The organism is Flavobacterium difficile (genome assembly GCF_011392115.1).
GTDB classification, from domain to species: domain Bacteria; phylum Bacteroidota; class Bacteroidia; order Flavobacteriales; family Flavobacteriaceae; genus Flavobacterium; species Flavobacterium difficile.
The window spans coordinates 340,970-361,491 of sequence record NZ_JAAJBT010000002.1; the positions used below are offsets into that span (position 1 = coordinate 340,970).

The 20,522-nt window shown below is 31.2% G+C and carries 17 protein-coding genes; 11 read left to right on the forward strand and 6 right to left on the reverse strand.

The features are described 5' to 3' along the window. The first annotated feature begins 12 nt into the window (after positions 1–12). Entirely contained in the window at positions 13–753 is a 741-nt protein-coding gene (locus tag G4D72_RS04530) for an RDD family protein (RefSeq protein ID WP_166076424.1), read from the forward strand. Positions 754–756: 3 nt separating this feature from the next. Here the strand turns inward: G4D72_RS04530 and G4D72_RS04535 are convergent, their stop codons facing one another. Further along, on the reverse strand, positions 757–2,547 hold the full coding sequence (locus tag G4D72_RS04535) for a gliding motility-associated C-terminal domain-containing protein (protein ID WP_166076425.1): 1,791 nt from the start codon (positions 2,545–2,547) through the stop codon (positions 757–759). An 82-nt stretch (positions 2,548–2,629) separates the two neighbouring features. Here G4D72_RS04535 and G4D72_RS04540 point away from each other — a divergent pair, with 82 nt between their 5' ends. Genes G4D72_RS04540 through G4D72_RS04565 form a run of 6 tightly spaced genes read left to right on the forward strand, consistent with a single transcriptional unit; the run spans position 2,630 to position 9,232 of the window. Beyond that, entirely contained in the window at positions 2,630–3,613 is a 984-nt protein-coding gene (locus G4D72_RS04540; RefSeq protein WP_166076426.1) for a GNAT family N-acetyltransferase, read from the forward strand. Next, on the forward strand, positions 3,610–4,689 hold the full coding sequence (locus G4D72_RS04545) for a DegT/DnrJ/EryC1/StrS family aminotransferase (protein ID WP_166076427.1): 1,080 nt from the start codon (positions 3,610–3,612) through the stop codon (positions 4,687–4,689). The genes G4D72_RS04540 and G4D72_RS04545 overlap by 4 nt, the downstream gene beginning before the upstream one ends. After that, positions 4,690–5,955, forward strand: coding sequence for an O-antigen translocase (locus G4D72_RS04550; RefSeq protein WP_166076428.1), 1,266 nt, complete (start codon positions 4,690–4,692; stop codon positions 5,953–5,955). It begins immediately after the preceding gene. Next, positions 5,952–6,665: a glycosyltransferase gene (locus G4D72_RS04555; RefSeq protein ID WP_166076429.1), complete on the forward strand. Its 714-nt coding sequence runs from the start codon at positions 5,952–5,954 to the stop codon at positions 6,663–6,665. Before G4D72_RS04550 ends, G4D72_RS04555 begins: the two co-directional genes overlap by 4 nt. Then, positions 6,658–7,938 (forward strand): hypothetical protein, encoded by a 1,281-nt coding sequence (locus tag G4D72_RS04560; RefSeq protein ID WP_166076432.1) that lies wholly within the window; start codon positions 6,658–6,660, stop codon positions 7,936–7,938. Before G4D72_RS04555 ends, G4D72_RS04560 begins: the two co-directional genes overlap by 8 nt. After that, positions 7,916–9,232: a hypothetical protein gene (locus G4D72_RS04565; protein WP_166076434.1), complete on the forward strand. Its 1,317-nt coding sequence runs from the start codon at positions 7,916–7,918 to the stop codon at positions 9,230–9,232. Before G4D72_RS04560 ends, G4D72_RS04565 begins: the two co-directional genes overlap by 23 nt. Here G4D72_RS04565 and G4D72_RS04570 read toward each other — a convergent pair. From G4D72_RS04570 to G4D72_RS04590, 5 genes are all read right to left on the reverse strand, one after another. Further along, positions 9,198–10,343 carry a glycosyltransferase gene (locus G4D72_RS04570; protein WP_166076435.1) on the reverse strand — a complete coding sequence of 382 codons (1,146 nt, stop codon included), beginning with the start codon at positions 10,341–10,343 and terminating at the stop codon, positions 9,198–9,200. The genes G4D72_RS04565 and G4D72_RS04570 overlap by 35 nt on opposite strands. A gap of 84 nt (positions 10,344–10,427) precedes the next feature. Continuing rightward, positions 10,428–12,890 (reverse strand): endopeptidase La, encoded by a 2,463-nt coding sequence (gene lon, locus G4D72_RS04575; protein ID WP_166076436.1) that lies wholly within the window; start codon positions 12,888–12,890, stop codon positions 10,428–10,430. A gap of 192 nt (positions 12,891–13,082) precedes the next feature. Beyond that, the gene (locus G4D72_RS04580) at positions 13,083–13,685 is read right to left on the reverse strand and encodes a hypothetical protein (RefSeq protein ID WP_166076437.1); all 603 of its coding nucleotides are present in this window, start codon (positions 13,683–13,685) and stop codon (positions 13,083–13,085) included. A 32-nt stretch (positions 13,686–13,717) separates the two neighbouring features. Beyond that, positions 13,718–15,013, reverse strand: a complete 1,296-nt coding sequence (locus G4D72_RS04585) for an MFS transporter (protein ID WP_166076438.1) — start codon at positions 15,011–15,013, stop codon at positions 13,718–13,720. A gap of 65 nt (positions 15,014–15,078) precedes the next feature. Then, the gene (locus G4D72_RS04590) at positions 15,079–15,894 is read right to left on the reverse strand and encodes a M48 family metallopeptidase (protein WP_166076439.1); all 816 of its coding nucleotides are present in this window, start codon (positions 15,892–15,894) and stop codon (positions 15,079–15,081) included. Positions 15,895–15,992: 98 nt separating this feature from the next. Between G4D72_RS04590 and G4D72_RS04595 the strand changes: the two genes are divergently transcribed. The 4 genes from G4D72_RS04595 to G4D72_RS04610 all read left to right on the forward strand — a co-directional run bounded on the left by G4D72_RS04595 (position 15,993) and on the right by G4D72_RS04610 (position 20,446). Continuing rightward, positions 15,993–16,856: an alpha/beta fold hydrolase gene (locus G4D72_RS04595; protein ID WP_166076440.1), complete on the forward strand. Its 864-nt coding sequence runs from the start codon at positions 15,993–15,995 to the stop codon at positions 16,854–16,856. 55 nt (positions 16,857–16,911) lie between these two features. Next, positions 16,912–17,760 carry a transketolase gene (locus G4D72_RS04600; RefSeq protein ID WP_166076441.1) on the forward strand — a complete coding sequence of 283 codons (849 nt, stop codon included), beginning with the start codon at positions 16,912–16,914 and terminating at the stop codon, positions 17,758–17,760. Between the two features lie 72 nt (positions 17,761–17,832). Continuing rightward, positions 17,833–18,786: a transketolase family protein gene (locus G4D72_RS04605; protein ID WP_166076442.1), complete on the forward strand. Its 954-nt coding sequence runs from the start codon at positions 17,833–17,835 to the stop codon at positions 18,784–18,786. A 154-nt stretch (positions 18,787–18,940) separates the two neighbouring features. After that, positions 18,941–20,446 carry an aldehyde dehydrogenase family protein gene (locus G4D72_RS04610; protein WP_166076443.1) on the forward strand — a complete coding sequence of 502 codons (1,506 nt, stop codon included), beginning with the start codon at positions 18,941–18,943 and terminating at the stop codon, positions 20,444–20,446. Positions 20,447–20,522: the final 76 nt, after the last annotated feature.

The window sequence follows — 20,522 nt, forward strand, 5'->3', positions numbered from 1 at the left end:
AAAATATAAATTATGAATCAATTATCCATAACAACTACGCAAAATGTTAATATAAATTTTACTGCAGCAAGTGTTGGAGATAGAATTATTGGTCAACTGCTTGATACTCTGGTGAAAATAGCCTATATGATTTCTATTTCTTATGTTTTGGATTTTACTGGTGCGAATAAATATTTGAATTTTGAAGACACTTGGTCTACAGTTGCCATTATGATCTTGATATTTTCTCCAGCAATTGTATATAGTCTTGTTCAAGAAAGTTTATGGGAAGGACAAACGATAGGCAAAAAGTTAATGAAAATGAAAGTGATAAAGATAGACGGTTATCAGGCCGGTTTTGGAGATTATTTAATTAGATGGTTGTTCCGAACTATTGATGTTTTAATTGGTAGTGGCATTATAGGTATCATTTTTATAGCAACGAACAAAAAAAGTCAACGTTTAGGAGATATAGCAGCTGGAACTGCAGTCATTTCCTTGAAAAATAAAATAAATATAAATCATACAATATTACAAGAACTTCAAGAGGATTATGTACCAGTATATCCAGAAGTGATTAAGCTTTCGGATAACGACATGCGCATCATCAAAGATACTTTCGAAAGTTGCTTGAAATCTAAAGATTATGTTACGATTTCTAAAATGAGAAAGAAAATAATTGATGTAACAGGTTTAAAATACGATTCAAATACAGATGTAGAATTTGTGCGAACGGTACTTAAAGATTATAATTTTTATACCAGAAACATGTAGTTTCTAGCGTTTTAAAAATAAATAACCCGTTATCGGATTGGGATAATCTTTGTCGTTTAAATATAAAATATAATAGTATGTGCCACCTGGTGAAAGATCATTGCCAACAGCATTTTCAGCTTTTCCGTTCCAATCTGGTTTTTGGTTATTACCTGTCCAAATTAATCTGCCCCAGCGGTTATAGATTTCTAGTTTGAAATTTAAAAATATATCTCGTAAGCCTTCAATGTAAAAAAAATCGTTTAATCCATCGTTGTTTGGCGACACGGCATTATAAATTATCGGTTCGCAATTTCGGGTAATTAATTGAAAAGATCTAATTGAAAAGCAACCATCCGTATTTTCAATTCTAACCCAAATTATTTTTGGAGTAGTTATCGCCTCATAGTTGGAGATATTACTAATAGGGTTGTTTGAAGAAAGGGCATCGTTTTCAGTTTCGTAAAAAGTAACCACATCTGTAACATTTGTTTTAATTGAGTTTTCATAAGTTGCAAAATCGAAAATCCCTCGAGTTAATCCTAAATTACAGTTTGTGATATTAGCCGGAATATTAAAGTTTGGAGAAACTAAAAGTCGAATTGGAAGTGTAAACGAATTATTACTTTCGGAAATTTCATTTATATTTCCAGTCCCATTTCCAGTATCGTCAACTCGTGCAACTAAATTAAATTGTAAAGGAATAGAAGTTGGAATCGTCAATGTGATACTTCCATTTTCTAAACCATCCATCGGAATAGTATTTTGTGTAAATGCCGAACCTATTACAACATCATCAGCATAAAAGGTTATCGGCGTGTTGGCTGGTAAATCTGCCGTTGCATTAAAATTGGTTACAGTGTAATTTAGTACTAATTCTCTAACATTACAGCTTACACTTGGAGCGATAAAATTAATTCTTGCATCTGGTAACTGACTGTTTAATTTGGTAACTATAGCATTTACCATCACATAATCTTGAAGTGAAGTAAGTTGAATTAATGCCGAAGTATCACCAATATTAATATTATTTTGAATGTTATAAATATCCAAATCCATATTGAACAACTGATTGGAGTTTGTTTCAGAATTTGTACTGTTGAAAGCGTTATTGGAAGGGTTTAAAGGCGGATTACTTAAAATATTTCCGTTTATTCTTAGAGTTTCTCCGTTTGCAATTCCAGAATCGCCTTCCCAAGCTAAAAAACCAATTTTGGCATCTACATTATCTATAACATTTAAAGCATTTAAGGGTACGTTTAAAAAATTTTGAGTAGAAGAAACGACTTGCATTCCATCGTAAACGTTTAACTGATTTAAAGGTAAACTTGGATTTTTGTAAACAACAATTAATGCCCAACCTGCAAAATTAGTACTGTTTAGCGCATGATAATTTATAAAACTGCTCACATCTAAGTCGGAAAGTGTATAAATGCCATTTCCGGTAGTTTGCACTTGTGTGGTAACATCTGCAAAAGCACTAAAAAAATTAAATCCTGATCCTTGTGCTAATAAATTAGAAAACGTTCTAGATGCTGTAACATCGGTACCGTTTAATTTTACGTTAAAATCGCCCGTTCCACAACCTGCCCAATATAAGTAAGCACTTTCAATCGTATCTCCCGTGTTTAAAGCAAGTGTAGCATCTGAACTTGTAAAAACTATTGGCGGAAAAGTTTGAAATGAGTTTTCAATAGGGTTTAGTGTATTTCCCACAAATGTAAAATCATATCGTCCATTAAATTGACTATACAAACCAATATTTTGAGCATACGATTGCTGAAATAGTATTATAATTAGAAGTATTTTTTTCATCAAATGGAACTAATTTTAATATTTATGGATAATAATTTTACCAAAGTAATAAAATTTACTAATTTCCCCAAAGATTTATCTTATGAACTCTTATAAAATAGTAAAATACGCTTCTGAACATTATGTAATCTGGAATGAATTTGTAGCCAAAGCCAAAAATGCTACTTTTTTATTTCACAGGGATTTTATGGAATATCATTCTCATAAGTTTGAAGATTTTTCCTTACTTATTTTTGATCATAAAGAGAAGTTAAGAGCGCTTCTTCCTGCCAATATTTTTGAAAATAATTTATATTCTCATCAAGGATTAACTTATGGAGGTTTGGTTTTGGATGAAAATTGTAAACTTTCAGATGTGCTTCAAATAAATTATCAACTTTTAAAGCATTTATCTGAAAAAGGAATTGAAAAATTACAACTAAAAATTATTCCAACGATTTACAATAATTTGCCTTCCGATGAAATGGAATATGTTTGTTTTTTGTTGGATGCTAATTTAATTAGAAGAGATGCAATTGCTATTTTAGATTTATCAAACAAAATAGAAATTTCAAGAGTAAGAAAGCGCGGTATAGAAACGGGAAAAAAGCACCAATTAAAAATTAAAGAAGAAGCTACTTTTGAGGCATTTTGGAACGAATTGTTACTTCCAAATTTAAAGTCAAAATACAACACAAATCCGGTGCATTCTTTAAAAGAAATAACCTATTTGAAATCGAAATTTCCTAATTTAATCAAACAGTTCAATGTATATTTTGAAGACAAATTAGTAGGTGGAGTAACCGTTTTTATTACTAAAAATGTAATTCATCCTCAATATATTGCCGGAAATGCAGCATTTAATACATTGTATGGCGGTTTAGATTTTTTATATCAGCATTTGATAACAACTGTTTTTCCTAATGAAAAGTATTTTGATTTCGGAATTTCTAATGAAAATAAGGGAAGAAATGTTAATGAAAGTCTGCATTATTGGAAAGAATCTTTTGGAGCAAGAACCATAGTTCAGAATTTTTATGAAATTGAAACTAAGAATTTCGATCAATTAAAATCAGTTTTAATATGATAAAATTTCTCGATTTACAACAACTCAATCAGCCTTTTGAAGCGCAATTTTTATCTAAAACAAAAGAATTTTTAGATACAGGTTGGTATATTTTAGGAAATGAAGTACGACAATTTGAAAAAAGTTTTGCTAGCTATTCAAATGCCAAATATTGTATTGGAGTAGGAAATGGGTTAGATGCACTAATTCTAATTTTAAAAGCGAACATTCAACTGGGAAATTTGCAAAAAGGCGATGAAGTTATTGTGCCAGCAAATACCTATATTGCTACTGTTTTAGCCATTTTACAAGCCGATTTAGTACCTGTTTTTGTAGAACCAGATATCGAAACTTATAACATTAATCCAAACTTAATTGCTGAAAAAATAACTTCTAAAACAAAGGCTATTTTATTAGTGCATTTATATGGGCAGCTGGTAAAAATGGAAGAAATTACAGCAATCAGTGAAAAGTATAATTTACTAATTATTGAAGATGCTGCTCAAGCACATGGCTTGTCATTCGTAGGAAAGTATACACGTGCTTTTAGTTTTTATCCTGGAAAAAATTTAGGCGCTTTAGGCGATGGTGGCGCAATTACAACTGACGATGATAAACTTGCGGAACTATTATATTCATTAAGAAATTATGGTTCAGATAAAAAATATCATAATGATTATGTTGGAATAAATTCTCGTTTAGACGAATTACAAGCTGCTTTTTTGAGTATCAAATTGCCTTATTTAGATGCCGAAAATATAGCGCGACAAAAAATAGCCAAACGTTATTTAGCGGAAATCAGCAACAGTAAAATTGTTTTACCCACTTGCGAAAAAATGGATAATCATGTATTTCACTTGTTTGTAATTCGTACTGAAAATAGAGACGAATTAAAAGAGTATTTGCTAAAAAATGGAATTGAAACCATAATTCATTATCCCATTCCACCGCACAAACAAAAAGCGTTACAAGATTTTAACACAATAAATTTACCAATTACAGAAAAAATTCATCGTGAAGTGTTGAGTTTACCTATTAGTTCTGTTTTGTCACATACCGAAGTTTCTCATATTATTGCTACTTTAAATAACTATTAATTGTTAGAAATTAAGAAAATAATACAACAACCTTTATTCAAAATTACTTCTTTGAATAGCATTCATATTTTATTGAAATTGGTTTTTGGATTGATTACTTCGAAAGCGATTGCAATTTTTGTTGGTCCTAATGGAATGGCTTATGTTGGTAATTTCAGAGCTTTTTTAAATGTAATTGAAAATTTCTCTTTACTTGGAATTCAGAATGCAATTGTGAAATATGTCGCAGAATATCAGAACGATAAATCGAAATTAAATTCGGTTTTAGCTACTTTTGGCTTACTGCTTTTGTCGTCTTCAATTATAATTAGTTTACTTTTAATTTTTGCAGGACGTTACCTTACCACAGAAATTTTTGGAGCGGCAAAATTTCAAATTGTTTTTTATGTTTTAGCATTTGTTTTTCCTTTATATGTGTTTTCAACATTTTGTATTTCAGTGGTTAACGGATTTCAAGAATATAAAAAAGTAATCTATATTCAAATCATCTCAAGTTCTATAGTTTTATTATTTTCTGTTTTTTTAATCTATCACTATCAAACATTTGGAGCTTTACTTTCTTTACTTTTATCACCTGTTTTTGTTTTTTTTGTAAGTCTTTTTTATCTGAGAAATTGGCTCTCATTATCTGATGTTTTTTCAATTTCATTTTTCGATTTTTCAGTTCTTAAAAACTTATCTGAATATGTCTTGATGGCTTGTGTTTCAGGTATAATTGGCTCGTTTATACTGCTGCAAATTCGTACCGATATTATTGACATTACAGGTTTAAAAAATGCTGGAATTTATGAAGGTTTACAACGTATTTCCTCTTATTATTTATTGTTTGTATCCTCTATAATTACAATTTATTTTTACCCAAAATTTGCCGAATCTAACTCGAATACTAAAGAAATTATTTGGAAGTATTTCAAATCCATACTTCCAATTTTTGCGTTTGGATTAGTTGTAATATATTTTTTAAGAGTTTTCATCATTAAAGTATTATTTACAGCAGAATTTGAAACCATGGAAACCTTGTTTTTATGGCAACTTGTTGGCGATTTATTAAAAGCAACCGCATTAATTTTTGGAACAATTTTAATAGCAAAAAAACAAACGAAAGTTTTCATAGTAACAGAAATAGTATCTTTATCTATTCTGTATTTTTCTTCAAATTGGCTGTTACTTATTTATGGAATTAACGGAATTGTCATCGCTCATACGATTACTTATTTTTTGTATTTGTTGGTTTTAGGAAGTTATTTTAGAAAAGAATTAATATGAAAATAGTAATTGTAATTCCGTTTTATAATGAAGTTAATAGAATTGATGTTGAAAGTTATCATAAGATTTTTGCTAAATTTTCAACGTATCATTTTTTATTAGTTAACGATGGAAGTTCAGATACCACGTTACAATTTTTAGAAAGATTTAAAGAGAAATTTTCTAATGTGAATGTTTTGAATTTTACAGTTAATGTAGGAAAAGCAGCAGCCATTCGAAATGGGGTTTTATCAATTTCTGAAGCAGATTTTATTTGTTATTATGATGCCGATTTAGCCACACCAATGACTGAATTAGAAAAATTAATACAGTTTTCAATTACTAATTCAACCTACAAATTCGTTATGGGTGCAAGAATAAAATTAATTGGAAATGGCGTAAAAAGATCTTTAAAAAGACATTATTTTGGTAGAATTTTCGCCACAATTGTTAGTCAATTTATTTTAAAAGTGCCTATTTACGACACGCAATGTGGAGCTAAAGTGATTCAATATCAAATCGCAAAACAAATTTTTGATGCGCCTTTCATTTCAAAATGGTTATTCGATGTAGAAGTATTAAAACGGTTACAGCAGTTTTATGATTTGAAAGAGGTAGTCAAAGAAATTCCATTAGAAAATTGGGAAGAAATTGGAAATTCAAAAATTAAATTTGGTGATTTTTTACGAATTCCTTTTCAATTGTTACAAATTTACAGTAAATATGAATAAACTTTTTCAAAAATATGCTCTTCTAATATTAGTTGTTTTCGGTTTGATATGCAGAATTCTTTTTTTGTTTTTCAATCAAACGGTTCTTTTGACAAATGATAGTCAGACTTATTTAGATTTAGCTAAAATCATTTCATCCGGTACAATCAGTGGTTATTTTGGCGGTCGAACTCCAGGTTATCCATTTCTTATTTTTTTATTAGGGAATTCTACTAAATTGGTGGTTGTATTTCAAATGATAATCGGAATTCTTTCAAGTGTTATTTGGTATAGAATTCTTATTTTTTTTAAATGTAATGCATCAGTTTCTTGTTTAGTTTCTTTGGTTTTCAGTTCTTATCTTCATGTTTTATCCTATGAACATGCAATTTTAATTGAAAGTATTAATTTGTTTGTTGTAACGTTGTTAATCTATTACATAATCAAAAATAAAATTTTAGAAACGGCATTTTGTTTAACTATATTAGTGCTGTTGAAACCATTTTATATCTTTCTGCCATTTGTAATTTTTACTTATTTTATTTATAATAATTTCAATTGGAAAGCTATTTTTAAACAGCAACTTGTAGTTTTAATTTTACCGTTATTTGTCTTTATTTCTTGGTCTTATGTCAACTTTTTAAACACAGGTTTCTTCGTTTCTTCTACTTATTTCGGATTAAACAAAATTCAGAATTGTGTCAATTTTATTGAAAAAGCTCCGCCCGAATTCGATTGGATAAAAACACCTTATTTACAACAAAGAGCTTTACATTCCGAAAATGGATTGGGAAATCCTATGTGTATTTGGTTTGCTGTTGATAATGGTGATTTTGAATATAAAAAAATGACCTTTCCACAACTTTCTTATGAGTTCGGAAAATGTGCAGACGCCACCATAAAAAATAATATTGGATTGTATTTTAAACAAGTAATTTTCCTTTCTTTTAAAGAGTTTTGGAATGTAGAAATGGTAAGTGTAAATTCAGTAGAAAGTTCCTATTTTCTTAAAAATATATGGAAATTTCAAAGTGTTTTTTTACGAATTTTTAAAACCTTATTTTTGTTAATCATTCCAATCTATATTTTCAGGTTTATAAAAAACAGACTTTTTAGCATAGAATTGTTACTTGTCTTGCTTGTGCTTGCCACTGCAATTTTACAGGCTTTAGTCGTTTACGGTTCAAATGGAAGATACAGTTTTCCTTTTGAATTTATTATGATTACCATCGTTTTACTAGTTATAAAAAACAATTTTTTTCCCACAAAAGATGAAACAACATTTATTAAATAACAAATACCTATACGGATTAATTTTAGGGCTTTTTATAGCGAAATTAACTTTCTTTCTAGGGTATAATAATTTTTCTGAAGCACCAGACAGTTGGGCTTTTAATCAATTTGTAGACCAGTTAACAGCACACAATTTTGATTCTTATGTGGGTGAAAGAACTCCAGGCTATCCTTACATAATATATTTGTTACATCATGATAAAATTTTAGTAGTTTTAGTGCAAATGTTAATGGGAATTGTAACCGCTGTATTTTGGTTTAAAACCTTGCTGAAACTTCATTTTTCAGAAAAAATGGCCTTTTATGTCTCGTTGTTTTCCTCGTTATATTTACAAAATTTTTTCTATGAAACATTTATTTTAGCTGAAACATTTATGCTTTTATTAAATTCAATGGTGTTTTATTTTTTACTAAATAATTATTTTGAAAAAAAGCAGATTCTGATTGAAATCATTTTGAGTATTTTGATTGCGATTTTAATTTTAGTTAAACCATTTTTTATTTTTTATCCTTTTTTAATATTTGCCTTATACCTAATTAAAAATTTCTCATTTAAGAAGTTACTCTCTGTAAAGCTCATCCTTTTTGTTTTACCTATGTATGCTTATTTTAGCTGGTGTAGTTTTGTAGAAGAAAAAATAGGATATTTTCAGCCGACAGCTTATTTCGGATTAAATTTAGCTCAAAACTGCTTGTTTTTTGCAGAAAAAGGTCCAAAAGAGTTTGATTATATCATACAACCCTATGTAAAATATAGGGAGGAAATGTTGCAAAATGGGGAAGATGCTTCTATGGCTATTTGGAAAGTTTGGGGCAATCAACACTTGGCGCCGCAATATACTAGGTTTTCAGATGTTACGAACCAATTTGGTAAATTTGCCAAAGCTACAATTTCTTCAAATGTTTCCGATTATTGTTATTTTACGTTAACAAATTCTTGGTTTGATTTTTGGAAAGTTTATGATATGAAACCCTTAATGAAATTTCAAGATACTTTTTTTGATAGATTGGTTTCGGGTGTTAACACTATTCAAATGTTGCTTGTTTTACTTTTAAAATTTTCCTTTTTACTGTTGAGCTTTTACTATTTGTATGATTTGTTTAAGTCTAGAAAAATTAATTCGGTGATGGTACTTTTAGCTTTTATTCATGCTGCTGCTATTTTGCAAGCTGCTGTAACTTATGGTACGAATGCAAAATATGCTTATCCTTATGAATTTTTTATGCTAGTTGTGATTTTATTATTTTTGAAAGAGAAATTCAATTGGTTTCCCAAACAGCAACATATTTCTTAGCTTGTTCAATATAATGATGTTCTTTTCTAACAAATTGAATGGCATTTTTCCCTATTCGTTCCATTTCTTTCGGATTTTCTATTAAATAAGATAGTTTTTCTACTAAGTAATTTACATCAGCTAATGCATTTATCGCTACTTCATCTTCATGTAAATGATAGTGATTTAAAAATTCTGTTTCAGCACCAGTAAATACAACTTTTCCTTTCGCCATTGCTTCTAGCGCGTTAAATCCTTGATCATAACCGTACACCTGATCTAGCAAAATATGTGCTTTTTCAAAATGTTTTTGATAATCGGAATAAGGAATGTCTTTTGTGATTATAATTTCAATTTTCTCAGAATATTTTTCTTGAATTATTTCTAAAGCTTTTTCAAAGTATGAAATTCCTTTTTTGTAAGAATTACCAGTATTTATGCCAAGAAATATAATTATTCGGTTAGAAATTATATTTTCTATTGGTACGATTTTATCTGTATTAATAGGATTTGCAAGGATACCCAAATACTTTTTGTTTTCAATTAATGGCGCCACATAATCTATATCAGACGCAATAACTCCTCGAATATTTTCATACAAATAGGTATGAATTTTTTGGTGAGGTGGAGCTATAAAATCGAAAAAATAATCAAATTGCTTTTGGGCTTCTGGAATGTTTTCAAAATAAGCATTCATTACAGAATATCTTTCTTTTTTTTGAAGCAAGTGTGTAACTGTCATAAAATCTATGCCACAACACAATAAGAAGACTTTTTGGTTTTGTTTAAAAATACGTTTAAGTAAGAACAACTCTAATTTTGAAACGGTTTGAATTGGACTTTCATTTATCAATTGCACAACGTCAAAATTCTTTAGTTTTTTTGAAACCATCCAAAAGCGTATGCCATGTTCTAACAAAGCCAAATCATATTTGAAAATTCGAAACCAAATTTGTCTTGGAATATTTCCCAATTTCGATTTGAAGAAGCGGGCACGAATACTAATATCTGCAGGGAAATTTTTAAATCCATCGCCATTATTCACCGTTACAACTTCATGTCCTAAAGCCAAAAGTCCTTCTTTTAACGAATTGTGTAACCGACTAAATTCTCCTACAAGTAGTATTCTCATTGTTAGTTTTTATATTTCAAATATAAAGAAAAAAACCTATAAGTTTCGTTGCTTATAGGTTTTTGAAATGTTAAGTGATTGCTATTACTTTTTAATATCAAAGGTAATAGCATTTTTCACTTTTTCTTTTAAAATGGCAATATCAATTACTTCTTTCATTGTATCTACATAATGAAACGTTAAGCCAGTTAAATAATCGGCATTAATTTCTTCAATATCGCGTTTGTTTTCTTTACACAAAATAATTTCTTTTATGTTGGCACGTTTAGCTGCTAATATTTTTTCTTTAATTCCGCCAACAGGTAGTACTTTTCCACGTAAAGTAATTTCTCCAGTCATGGCAATGTTTTTCTTAATTCTACTTTGCGTAAAACTTGAAACCATTGAAGTTAACATCGCAATTCCTGCACTCGGACCATCTTTTGGAGTAGCACCTTCTGGCACGTGAATATGAATGTTATATTGATTTAAAATTTCTGGTTCAATATTCAATTGTTTGGAATTGGCTTTGATGTATTCTAGAGCGATGGTTACTGATTCTTTCATAACCGTTCCTAAATTACCGGTCATAGTCATCGCGCCTTTTCCTTTTGAAACTAAAGATTCAATAAACAAAATATCACCCCCCACTGAGGTCCAAGCCAATCCGGTAACTACACCAGCGGTATCGTTATTTTCATATTTGTCACGTTCCATTCTTGGTGATTTTAGCACTTCAAGAATATCTGCATCAGTAACTTTTTTATTGTATTCTTCTTCCATTGCCACAGATTTTGCAGCATGACGTACCATTTGAGCAATTTTTTTGTCTAAACCACGAACTCCAGATTCACGAGTATAACCGGTTACAATTTTTTCTAATTGTTTTTTACCAATTTGTAAATCTTTTGTCGTTAATCCGTGTTCTTTTAATTGCTTTGGTAATAAAAAGTTTTTGGCAATTTCAATTTTTTCTTCAATGGTATAACCCGACATGTTTATAATTTCCATTCTATCTCGTAAAGCGGGTTGAATGGTTGATAAACTGTTAGACGTGGCGATAAACATTACTTTTGAAAGGTCGTAACCAAGTTCTAAGAAATTATCATGAAAATCGCTATTTTGTTCTGGATCTAATACTTCTAATAGGGCAGAAGACGGGTCGCCATTATGACTTGAAGATAATTTATCAATTTCGTCTAAAACAAAAACTGGATTGGATGTTTTTGCTTTTTTAATCGATTGAATTATTCTACCAGGCATTGCACCAATATAGGTTTTACGGTGTCCGCGAATTTCGGCTTCATCACGTAAACCACCTAATGAAATACGCACGTATTCTCTTCCTAAAGCTTCTGCAACCGATTTTCCAATGGAAGTTTTACCTACACCTGGAGGCCCGTATAAACATAAAATAGGCGATTTCATATCATTTCTTAATTTCAAAACGGCCAAATGTTCAATGATGCGTTTTTTCACATCATCTAAGCCAAAATGGTCACGATCTAAAATCTGTTGTGCTTTTTTAAGATCGAATTTATCTTCAGAAAATTCATTCCAAGGCAATTCTAAAAACAAATCTAAATAGTTACGTTGAATTCCAAAATCTGGAGAATTCGGATTCGTTCTTTGTAGTTTATAAATTTCTTTTTCGAAATGTTCTGCTGTTTTAGCATTCCATTTTTTTGCCTTTCCTTTGTTGCGCATTTCTTCTATTTCTGCATCGTGTGAAACGCCACCCAATTCTTCTTGGATGGTTTTCATTTGTTGTTGCAAGAAATATTCACGTTGTTGTTGGTCTAAATCGAAACGAACTTTAGATTGAATATCGTTTTTCAACTCCAATTTCTGAAGTTCTAAATTCATGAAGCGTAACGTTTCTAAAGCGCGTTGTTTTAAATCGACTATAGAAAGCAAGTTTTGTTTGTCGTTCACATTTAAATTCATGTTAGACGACACAAAATTGATTAAAAACGGATTGCTTTCAATGTTTTTTATGGCGAAAGTAGCTTCAGAAGGAATATTCGGACTTTCCTTTATAATTTCAATCGACATTTCTTTAATCGACTCAATTATTGTAGCAAATTCTTCATCATTTTTCTTTGGACGAATTTCATTTACTTCTTTAATTTTTGCTTTAAAGTAAGGTTCAGTTTGTGTGAATTCTTCTATTTCGAAACGTTTTTTTCCCTGTAAGATTATGGTTGTATTTCCATCAGGCATTTTTAGCACACGCATAATTCGGGCTACTGTTCCTACATGATGAATTTGTTCTGAAGTTGGATCTTCATCTTCTTCATTTTTCTGCGCAACAACTCCAATAATTTTACCAGCGGCATTGGCATCATTAATTAATTTTATCGATTTATCTCTTCCAGCTGTAATTGGAATTACAACACCTGGAAACAATACCGTATTTCTTAATGGTAAAATAGGTAAATCTGTAGGTAATTCTTCATTGTTCATTTCTTCCTCATCTTCTGGAGTCATTAATGGAATTAATTCTGCTTCTGAGTCTATTTCTTGAAGCGACAAATTGTCAATCGCAAGTATTTTATGGTTTGGCATAGCTATTTATAAGTCATTTTGTCATTAAAAAAGGATTGTAAATTTACAAATAATAATTGTGAATTGATGTAATTATCAATAAATACTAGGATTGAAGTGTAATTTACAAGTATAGTAGTCAAGATTTATGCCATAAAAAAATCCCGTTTAGTTTTTTGGAACTAAACGGGATTTTGTGATTTTTTTTGATTGTTATTCTATTGTATATGGAAAATTTGTAAGTGTTCCTTCAGTCAAAGATTTTGAACCAATCACATTCCCATTATCGTCTAATAAATATACAGTTGTTTGGAATGTGCCGTTTAATAATTGTTGCGTTGCATTGTTATTTAAATTGACAGAGCCAGTAGTTGAAAATGGATCAGCAGCATTTACAGAAACATATAATTGTATTTGGTCATCAGGTAAATTTCCGTTCGGAGAATATGCAATTGTTGCAATGTTATTTGAAGTTGTTGAAAATCCAGTTATTAAATTAAATGTAGTAGTATAATAAAATTGAATTGAAACAAATTTACCAGAATCTGATGCCCCCAAAATTGTATAAGAAGGAAAGGGTTGTAGGTTAACACTATTTGGCATTACTTTTAGGCCTGCAATATTAGCTGGTGTAAACCATTCACCATCAATTTTTACTTTGAAATTACCATTGTTCGGAACTCCTCCATCGATGATTCCTCCACCAGTATTAGTATTGTTTAATAAAGTTTGGTCTAAAGGTTCATTTTCGCAAGAAACAAAAGTTAATGATGCAAGGATTACAAAAATGGATAGTAAATTTTTGATTTTTTTCATTGTGTTAGTTTTAATTTTTTTCAAATATAAAATTATTTTTGAACTTTTAGGGTTCTGTATAGTAATAAAACACCAGCAGCAAAAAACAGAATTAAAAAAAGTATGGCATTTTGCATTTTTCCGGTTACATCAGCTATAAAACCATAAGTAGAAATTCCGATTACAATTCCAATTTTTTCAGACACGTCGTAAAAACTAAAAAAGGAAGTAGTATCTTTAACATCAGTTGGGATTAATTTAGAATAAGTAGAACGCGATAAAGATTGAATGCCTCCCATAACCATTCCTACTAAAGCTGCTGCGACGTAAAAATCAGAAGGTGTAATCACAAAATAAGCATCTAAACATATAAAAATCCACAAAAAATTTATGACCATTAACACTTTAATGTTTCCCCATTTTTCGGATGCTTTACTGGTTAAGTAGGCGCCTAAAACAGCAATTAATTGGATCAATAGAATACTGATAATTAACCCCATTTTTCTGTCTTCTTCGTCTGCCCATTTTACTTCTTTTTCCCCAAAATAGGCAGCAATGATCATTACGGTTTGAACAGCCATACTGTACACGAAAAAAGCAGTTAAAAAGCGTTTTAAAGTCGGCAGTGTTTTAATGATTTGCCAAACTTTATTTAATTCTCTGAAACCTTTAAAAAAAACATTTTTATGCATTTTTTTACCCGTTAAATTATTGGGTAAATAATAATAGGCATATTGACTAAAACCAATCCACCAAAGTCCAACTAAAACAAAAGAGAATCGCATCATTTGTAAACTGTGTGATTGATCTACTAACATAATCATGGCTAAATTAATTAGTAATAAAACAACACTTCCAATATAGCCTAAACTGAAACCTTTAGCACTTATACTGTCTTGTTGATTTTCATATGCAATATCAGGTAAGTAAGAATTATAGAAAACTAAACTTCCCCAAAAACCAATTAAAGCCAAAGCATAAAAAAACAAACCAGTATATAAATTATTCAATTCGAAAAAATAAAGTAGCATACAGGATATTGCTCCAGTGTAACAAAATAATTTCATGAAAAACTTTTTATTACCTAGGTAATCCGCAATTCCTGAAAGTAAAGGAGAAATAAATGCAATTATTAAAAAGCTAAATGCAGTTACATAACTTATAACGGTTTCACTTGTTTTCTGACTTCCGAAAAAATCAATTGTTTTTAAATTTTCAAGTCTAAATAACACGCCAAAAAAAAGTGGAAATATAGAGGATGAAATTACAAGCGAATAAACAGAATTTGCCCAATCGTATGATGCCCAAGCATTTAATAATTTACTATTTCCTTTTTCTAATTGTTTCATAAAGTATGTTTTTTACAAAAAAAATCCCGATTTATATCGGGATTAAATATAAGATAATATTTCTATTATTTGAAGGTCACTCCAAATTTAGCAGCTTCTGCTTTCGCTTGAGGTAAAAGTGCTGTTAATTCTTTTATCCTAGTTTCATTACTTGGGTGCGTACTTAAAAATTCTGGTGGTGCTTGTCCTCCTGATTGAGCCGACATTCTTTCCCAAACTTTTACAGCATTAATTGGATCGTAACCAGCAATTGCCATAAGTGTTAATCCAATCATATCTGCTTCACTTTCGTGTGCTCTACTAAATGGTAACATACCTAAAACTTGTGAACTAGCCCCATAGGCTTGCATCGCTAAAGCTTGTGTTTGTTCGTTTTTATTTCCAACAGCGATTTGAGTTCCAACAGCTCCTAATTGTTGCAATAAACCAGCGCTCATACGTTGTTGTCCATGGTTCGCTAAAGCATGTGCTACTTCATGACCCATAACTGCTGCAATTCCAGCATCATCTTTACAAATAGGTAAAATTCCAGTATAGAAGACAATTTTTCCACCTGGCATACACCAAGCATTTACCTCTTTACTATCTACTAAATTGTATTCCCAAGCATAATCTTTCAAATAATCGGCATGACCTACAGCGTTCAAATATCTTTCAGAAGCAACTTTAATTTTTAAACCTATAGATTCAATCCTTTTTGCATCAGCAGTACCTTTTAAAACTTTATTTTCAGCTAAAAACTGACCATATTGTTGAAAAGCGGAAGGAAAAATTTGACTATTTGGTACAAATGCCATTGTACTTTTTCCTGTAAAAGGATTTTTCGCACATGAAACCACTAAGATTCCAATGACTAAAACGGATTTAATGACTGTTTTCATTTTATTGATTTTTATCAAACAAAGTTATTGTATTTTTTTTGTTTCACCCAAAAATCATTCCACAAATATAATTCCTTACTTTTGTGAAAATTTTTATTATGCCGAAAAAAACCACTAAGATTGACACTAGAGTTCCAAAATTTATAGTTTTTATGGGACAATTTTTATATAGAATTTCTCCTTTTTTAGCAGAAAAATTTGCACGAAAATTATTTATTACACCGATCAAACATAAAATTCCAAAGCGTGAATTTCAAATGGAGGCCGAATCTATTCAAACAAAATTGTTCGTTCCGTCAATTAACAAAGAAATTGTAGTGTATGCTTATGGAAATTCTACTAAAAAAATACTTTTAGTTCATGGATGGTCGGGTAGAGGTACCCAACTGGTGAAAATTGCCGATGCAGTATTAAAAAATGGGTATTCCACAATTAGTTTTGATGCTCCAGCTCATGGAAAGTCTGGTACAAAAACTACTTTAATGTTAGAATTTATCGAGTCGATTTTGGCTGTAGAAAAACAATACGGACCTTTCGAATTTGCTATTGGACATTCTTTAGGTGGTATGTCAATTTTAAATGCGATTAAAAAAGGCTTACAAGTTAAAAAAGCTGTTGTTATTGGAAGTGGAAATAGCGTTGTGAATATAGTAAATACATTTGTTGAGAAAATTGGTTTACCTCATAAAGTAGCCGTTTTAATGCGAAACAGTTTTGAGAAAAAATACCAGTTTGATATGGAAAGTTTCTCGGCTTATGTAGCTGCAAAAGATGTAACGATTCCGGTTTTAGTATTTCATGATACTGATGATGAAGACATTCCAGTTTCAGAGGCACATCATTTGGCAGAAAATTTATCTAATAAAGAAGTGATAATAACCAACAACTTAGGGCATCGTAAAATATTAGGCGATGCATCGGTGATAAATCGAATTGTTGAATTCTTATTGATAAAAAAATAAAGTCAGATTAGTTTAAACAGATTATTAAATTTATTTTTGCAAAAAACTTTTTATAATGACACAACAAACTTCTAATTTAGAACAATTTACACAACAAGTTCGAAGAGACATCTTAAGAATGGTTCACGCAGTTAATTCAGGTCACCCAGGTGGTTCTTTAGGTTGCGCGGAGTTCTTAGTAACTCTGTATCAACACGTAATGAAAAGAAACGAAGGTTTTGATATGAACGGAATCAATGAAGATGTATTCTTTTTATCAAACGGACACATTTCTCCAGTATTTTACAGCGTTTTAGCAAGAAGCGGTTATTTTCCTGTTTCAGAATTAGCTACGTTTCGTAAATTAAACACGCGTTTACAAGGTCACCCAACTACACATGAAGGTTTAGAAGGTATCAGAATGGCTTCTGGTTCTCTAGGTCAAGGTTTATCTGTTGCCATTGGTGCAGCTCAAGCTAAAAAACTAAATAATGATTCAAATTTAGTGTACGTATTAACAGGTGATGGTGAATTACAAGAAGGTCAAAATTGGGAAGCTATCATGTATGCTTCTGCTAAGAATGTAGATAATTTAATTGCAGTAGTAGATTTAAATGGTCAACAAATTGATGGATCTACAACCGATGTTTTAAACATGGGTAATGTGGCAGCTAAATTTGAAGCTTTTGATTGGGATGTTTTAGAAATAAAAGAAGGAAATAATATTGAAGCTATTATTACAGGAATGGCTGATGCTAAATCTCGTTCAGGAAAAGGAAAACCAGTTTGTGTGTTGTTGCATACAGAAATGGGTAACGGAGTAGATTTTATGATGCATACACACGCTTGGCACGGTAAAGCACCAAGTAATGAGCAATTAGAAAATGCCTTAAACCAAAATCCAGCCACTTTAGGAGATTATTAATCAGTATTCAGTTTACAGTTTTTAGTATTCAGTAATTGAATGCTTATGTAAAACTAATAAAGACACAACATAATGAAAAAATACGAAAATACAGGAAGTAAAGATACACGTTCAGGATTTGGAGCAGGAATGACCGAATTAGGACAAAAAAATGAAAATGTAGTGGCACTTTGTGCGGATTTAATTGGTTCGTTAAAGTTCGACGATTTCAAGAAAAATCATCCAGAGCGTTTTTTCCAAATCGGAATTGCAGAAGCTAACATGATCGGAATAGCAGCAGGTTTAACTATCGGTGGAAAAATTCCTTTTACAGGAACTTTCGCCAACTTTTCTACAGGAAGAGTATACGACCAAATTCGTCAATCTGTAGCTTATTCTGATAAAAATGTGAAAATTTGTGCTTCTCACGCCGGTTTAACTTTAGGAGAAGATGGTGCGACTCACCAAATTTTAGAAGATATTGGTTTAATGAAAATGCTACCAGGTATGACAGTAATCAACACGTGTGATTACAACCAAACCAAAGCGGCTACTTTAGCTTTAGCAGATCATCATGGGCCAGCTTATTTACGTTTCGGTCGTCCAGTAGTGCCAAATTTCACGCCAGCTGATGAACCTTTCGTAATTGGAAAAGCCATTTTATTAAACGAAGGAACAGATGTTACAATTATCGCAACCGGGCATTTAGTTTGGGAAGCATTAATTGCTGCTGAAGAATTAGAAAAACAAGGCGTTTCTGCTGAGGTAATTAACATTCATACCATCAAACCATTAGATGAAGAAGCGATCTTGAAATCTGTGGCTAAAACTGGTTGTGTGGTAACGGCAGAAGAGCATAATTTCTTAGGTGGTTTAGGAGAAAGTGTGGCAAGAACATTATCGTTAAACCATCCAACTCCTCAAGAATTTGTAGCAACTAACGATACTTTTGGTGAAAGTGGAACTCCAGAACAATTAATGGAAAAATACGGATTAAATAGCGCGGCAATTATTGCCAAATCATTAAAAGTAATCGCTAGAAAATAATCTAATTAAAAAGCAATTTAAAATCTCGTTATGCAAATAGCGAGATTTTTTTGTTTGTACAGCATCTGTAATTTTTGTGCTATATTTTGAATAATTTGTGCTATTTTAGGTTGGTTTTTGAAGCTAAATTTGGATAAACCAAAACAAACAAATTATGAGTAATTTAATTCAAAGACCACAACTAAAGGAAAAGTACGATAATTACATCAACGGAAAATGGACAGCGCCTTCTACTGGGCAATATTTTGAAGTTGTTTCTCCAGTTGATGGGAAATTATTAGCTAAAGCCGCTCATTCGGTAAAATTAGATGTAGAAATGGCTGTAGATGCTGCAAGCGCTGCTTTTAAATCTTGGAGCGAAACTTCTGCAACAGAACGAAGTATAATTCTAAATAAAATTGCCGATAGAATGGAAGCAAATTTAGAATGTATTGCAGCGGTAGAAACACTTGATAATGGTAAAGCGGTGAGAGAAACTTTAGCCGCAGATATTCCATTAGCGATTGATCATTTCAGATATTTTGCAAGTGTAATTCGTGCCGAAGAAGGTTCGATTACCGAATTAGATAAAGATACGGTTTCCATTATAGTCCATGAACCTTTAGGCGTTATCGCACAAATTATTCCTTGGAATTTTCCAATTTTAATGGCTACTTGGAAATTAGCGCCAGCTTTAGCAGCCGGAAATTGCGTAGTGCTAAAACCAGCTGAAAGTACACCAATTTCTATCATGGTGTTAATGGAGTTAATTGAAGATTTACTTCCAGCAGGTGTCATCAATATCGTAAATGGTTTTGGCGCCGAATTGGGTCGAACTTTAGTTACTAATCCGAAAGTAAACAAAGCGGCTTTTACAGGTTCTACTGCTACGGGTAGAATGGTCATGCAATATGCTACTGAAAATATTATTCCAGTTACTCTAGAATTAGGAGGAAAATCGCCAAATATTTTCTTCCCATCGGTTATGGATGCTGATGATGAATTTTTAGATAAAGCGGTTGAAGGTGCTGTACTTTTCGCTTTAAATCAAGGTGAAGTTTGTACGTGTCCGTCAAGATTATTAATTCATGAATCCATTTACGATGCATTTATCGCTAAAGTAGTAGATAGAGTGAAAGCGATTAAAGTCGGACATCCTTTAGATCCAACAGTTATGATGGGTGCTCAAGCTTCTCAAATTCAGAAAGATAAAATCCTCTCGTACATCAATTTAGGTAAAGAAGAAGGTGCTGAATTATTATGTGGTGGCGATGTCAATCATTTAGGTGAAGAATTAGGTGGTGGTTATTACATTCAACCTACTTTATTTAAAGGACATAACAAAATGAGAATTTTCCAAGAAGAAATTTTCGGACCTGTATTAGCAGTTACGACTTTCAAAACTACGGAAGAGGCTTTAGAAATTGCTAACGACACTTTGTATGGTTTAGGTGCTGGAGTTTGGACTCGAGATGCACATGAATTATATCAGGTTCCAAGAGCGATTCATGCGGGTAGAGTTTGGGTCAATCAATACCATTCGTATCCTGCTGGTGCACCATTTGGAGGATACAAACAATCTGGAATTGGAAGAGAAAATCACAAAATGATGTTAGACAATTATCGTCAAACTAAAAACATGTTGATTTCTTACAACAAAAATAAATTAGGGTTCTTTTAATGGTTAGTAAATGAATTTTCAACAACCGCAATGTCAAAAATACTAGAATTGATGATGTTGCGGTTTTTATTTTAAC

Bases quoted from the DNA above. Each gene is read 5' to 3' on its own strand.
- G4D72_RS04530 (WP_166076424.1), top strand. From the start codon at position 13: ATGAATCAATTATCCATAACAACTACGCAAAATGTTAATATAAATTTT.
- G4D72_RS04535 (WP_166076425.1), bottom strand. From the start codon at position 2,547: ATGAAAAAAATACTTCTAATTATAATACTATTTCAGCAATCGTATGCT.
- G4D72_RS04540 (WP_166076426.1), top strand. From the start codon at position 2,630: ATGAACTCTTATAAAATAGTAAAATACGCTTCTGAACATTATGTAATC.
- G4D72_RS04545 (WP_166076427.1), top strand. From the start codon at position 3,610: ATGATAAAATTTCTCGATTTACAACAACTCAATCAGCCTTTTGAAGCG.
- G4D72_RS04555 (WP_166076429.1), top strand. From the start codon at position 5,952: ATGAAAATAGTAATTGTAATTCCGTTTTATAATGAAGTTAATAGAATT.
- G4D72_RS04560 (WP_166076432.1), top strand. From the start codon at position 6,658: ATGAATAAACTTTTTCAAAAATATGCTCTTCTAATATTAGTTGTTTTC.
- G4D72_RS04565 (WP_166076434.1), top strand. From the start codon at position 7,916: ATGAAACAACATTTATTAAATAACAAATACCTATACGGATTAATTTTA.
- G4D72_RS04570 (WP_166076435.1), bottom strand. From the start codon at position 10,343: ATGAGAATACTACTTGTAGGAGAATTTAGTCGGTTACACAATTCGTTA.
- lon (WP_166076436.1), bottom strand. From the start codon at position 12,890: ATGCCAAACCATAAAATACTTGCGATTGACAATTTGTCGCTTCAAGAA.
- G4D72_RS04580 (WP_166076437.1), bottom strand. From the start codon at position 13,685: ATGAAAAAAATCAAAAATTTACTATCCATTTTTGTAATCCTTGCATCA.
- G4D72_RS04585 (WP_166076438.1), bottom strand. From the start codon at position 15,013: ATGAAACAATTAGAAAAAGGAAATAGTAAATTATTAAATGCTTGGGCA.
- G4D72_RS04590 (WP_166076439.1), bottom strand. From the start codon at position 15,894: ATGAAAACAGTCATTAAATCCGTTTTAGTCATTGGAATCTTAGTGGTT.
- G4D72_RS04595 (WP_166076440.1), top strand. From the start codon at position 15,993: ATGCCGAAAAAAACCACTAAGATTGACACTAGAGTTCCAAAATTTATA.
- G4D72_RS04600 (WP_166076441.1), top strand. From the start codon at position 16,912: ATGACACAACAAACTTCTAATTTAGAACAATTTACACAACAAGTTCGA.
- G4D72_RS04605 (WP_166076442.1), top strand. From the start codon at position 17,833: ATGAAAAAATACGAAAATACAGGAAGTAAAGATACACGTTCAGGATTT.
- G4D72_RS04610 (WP_166076443.1), top strand. From the start codon at position 18,941: ATGAGTAATTTAATTCAAAGACCACAACTAAAGGAAAAGTACGATAAT.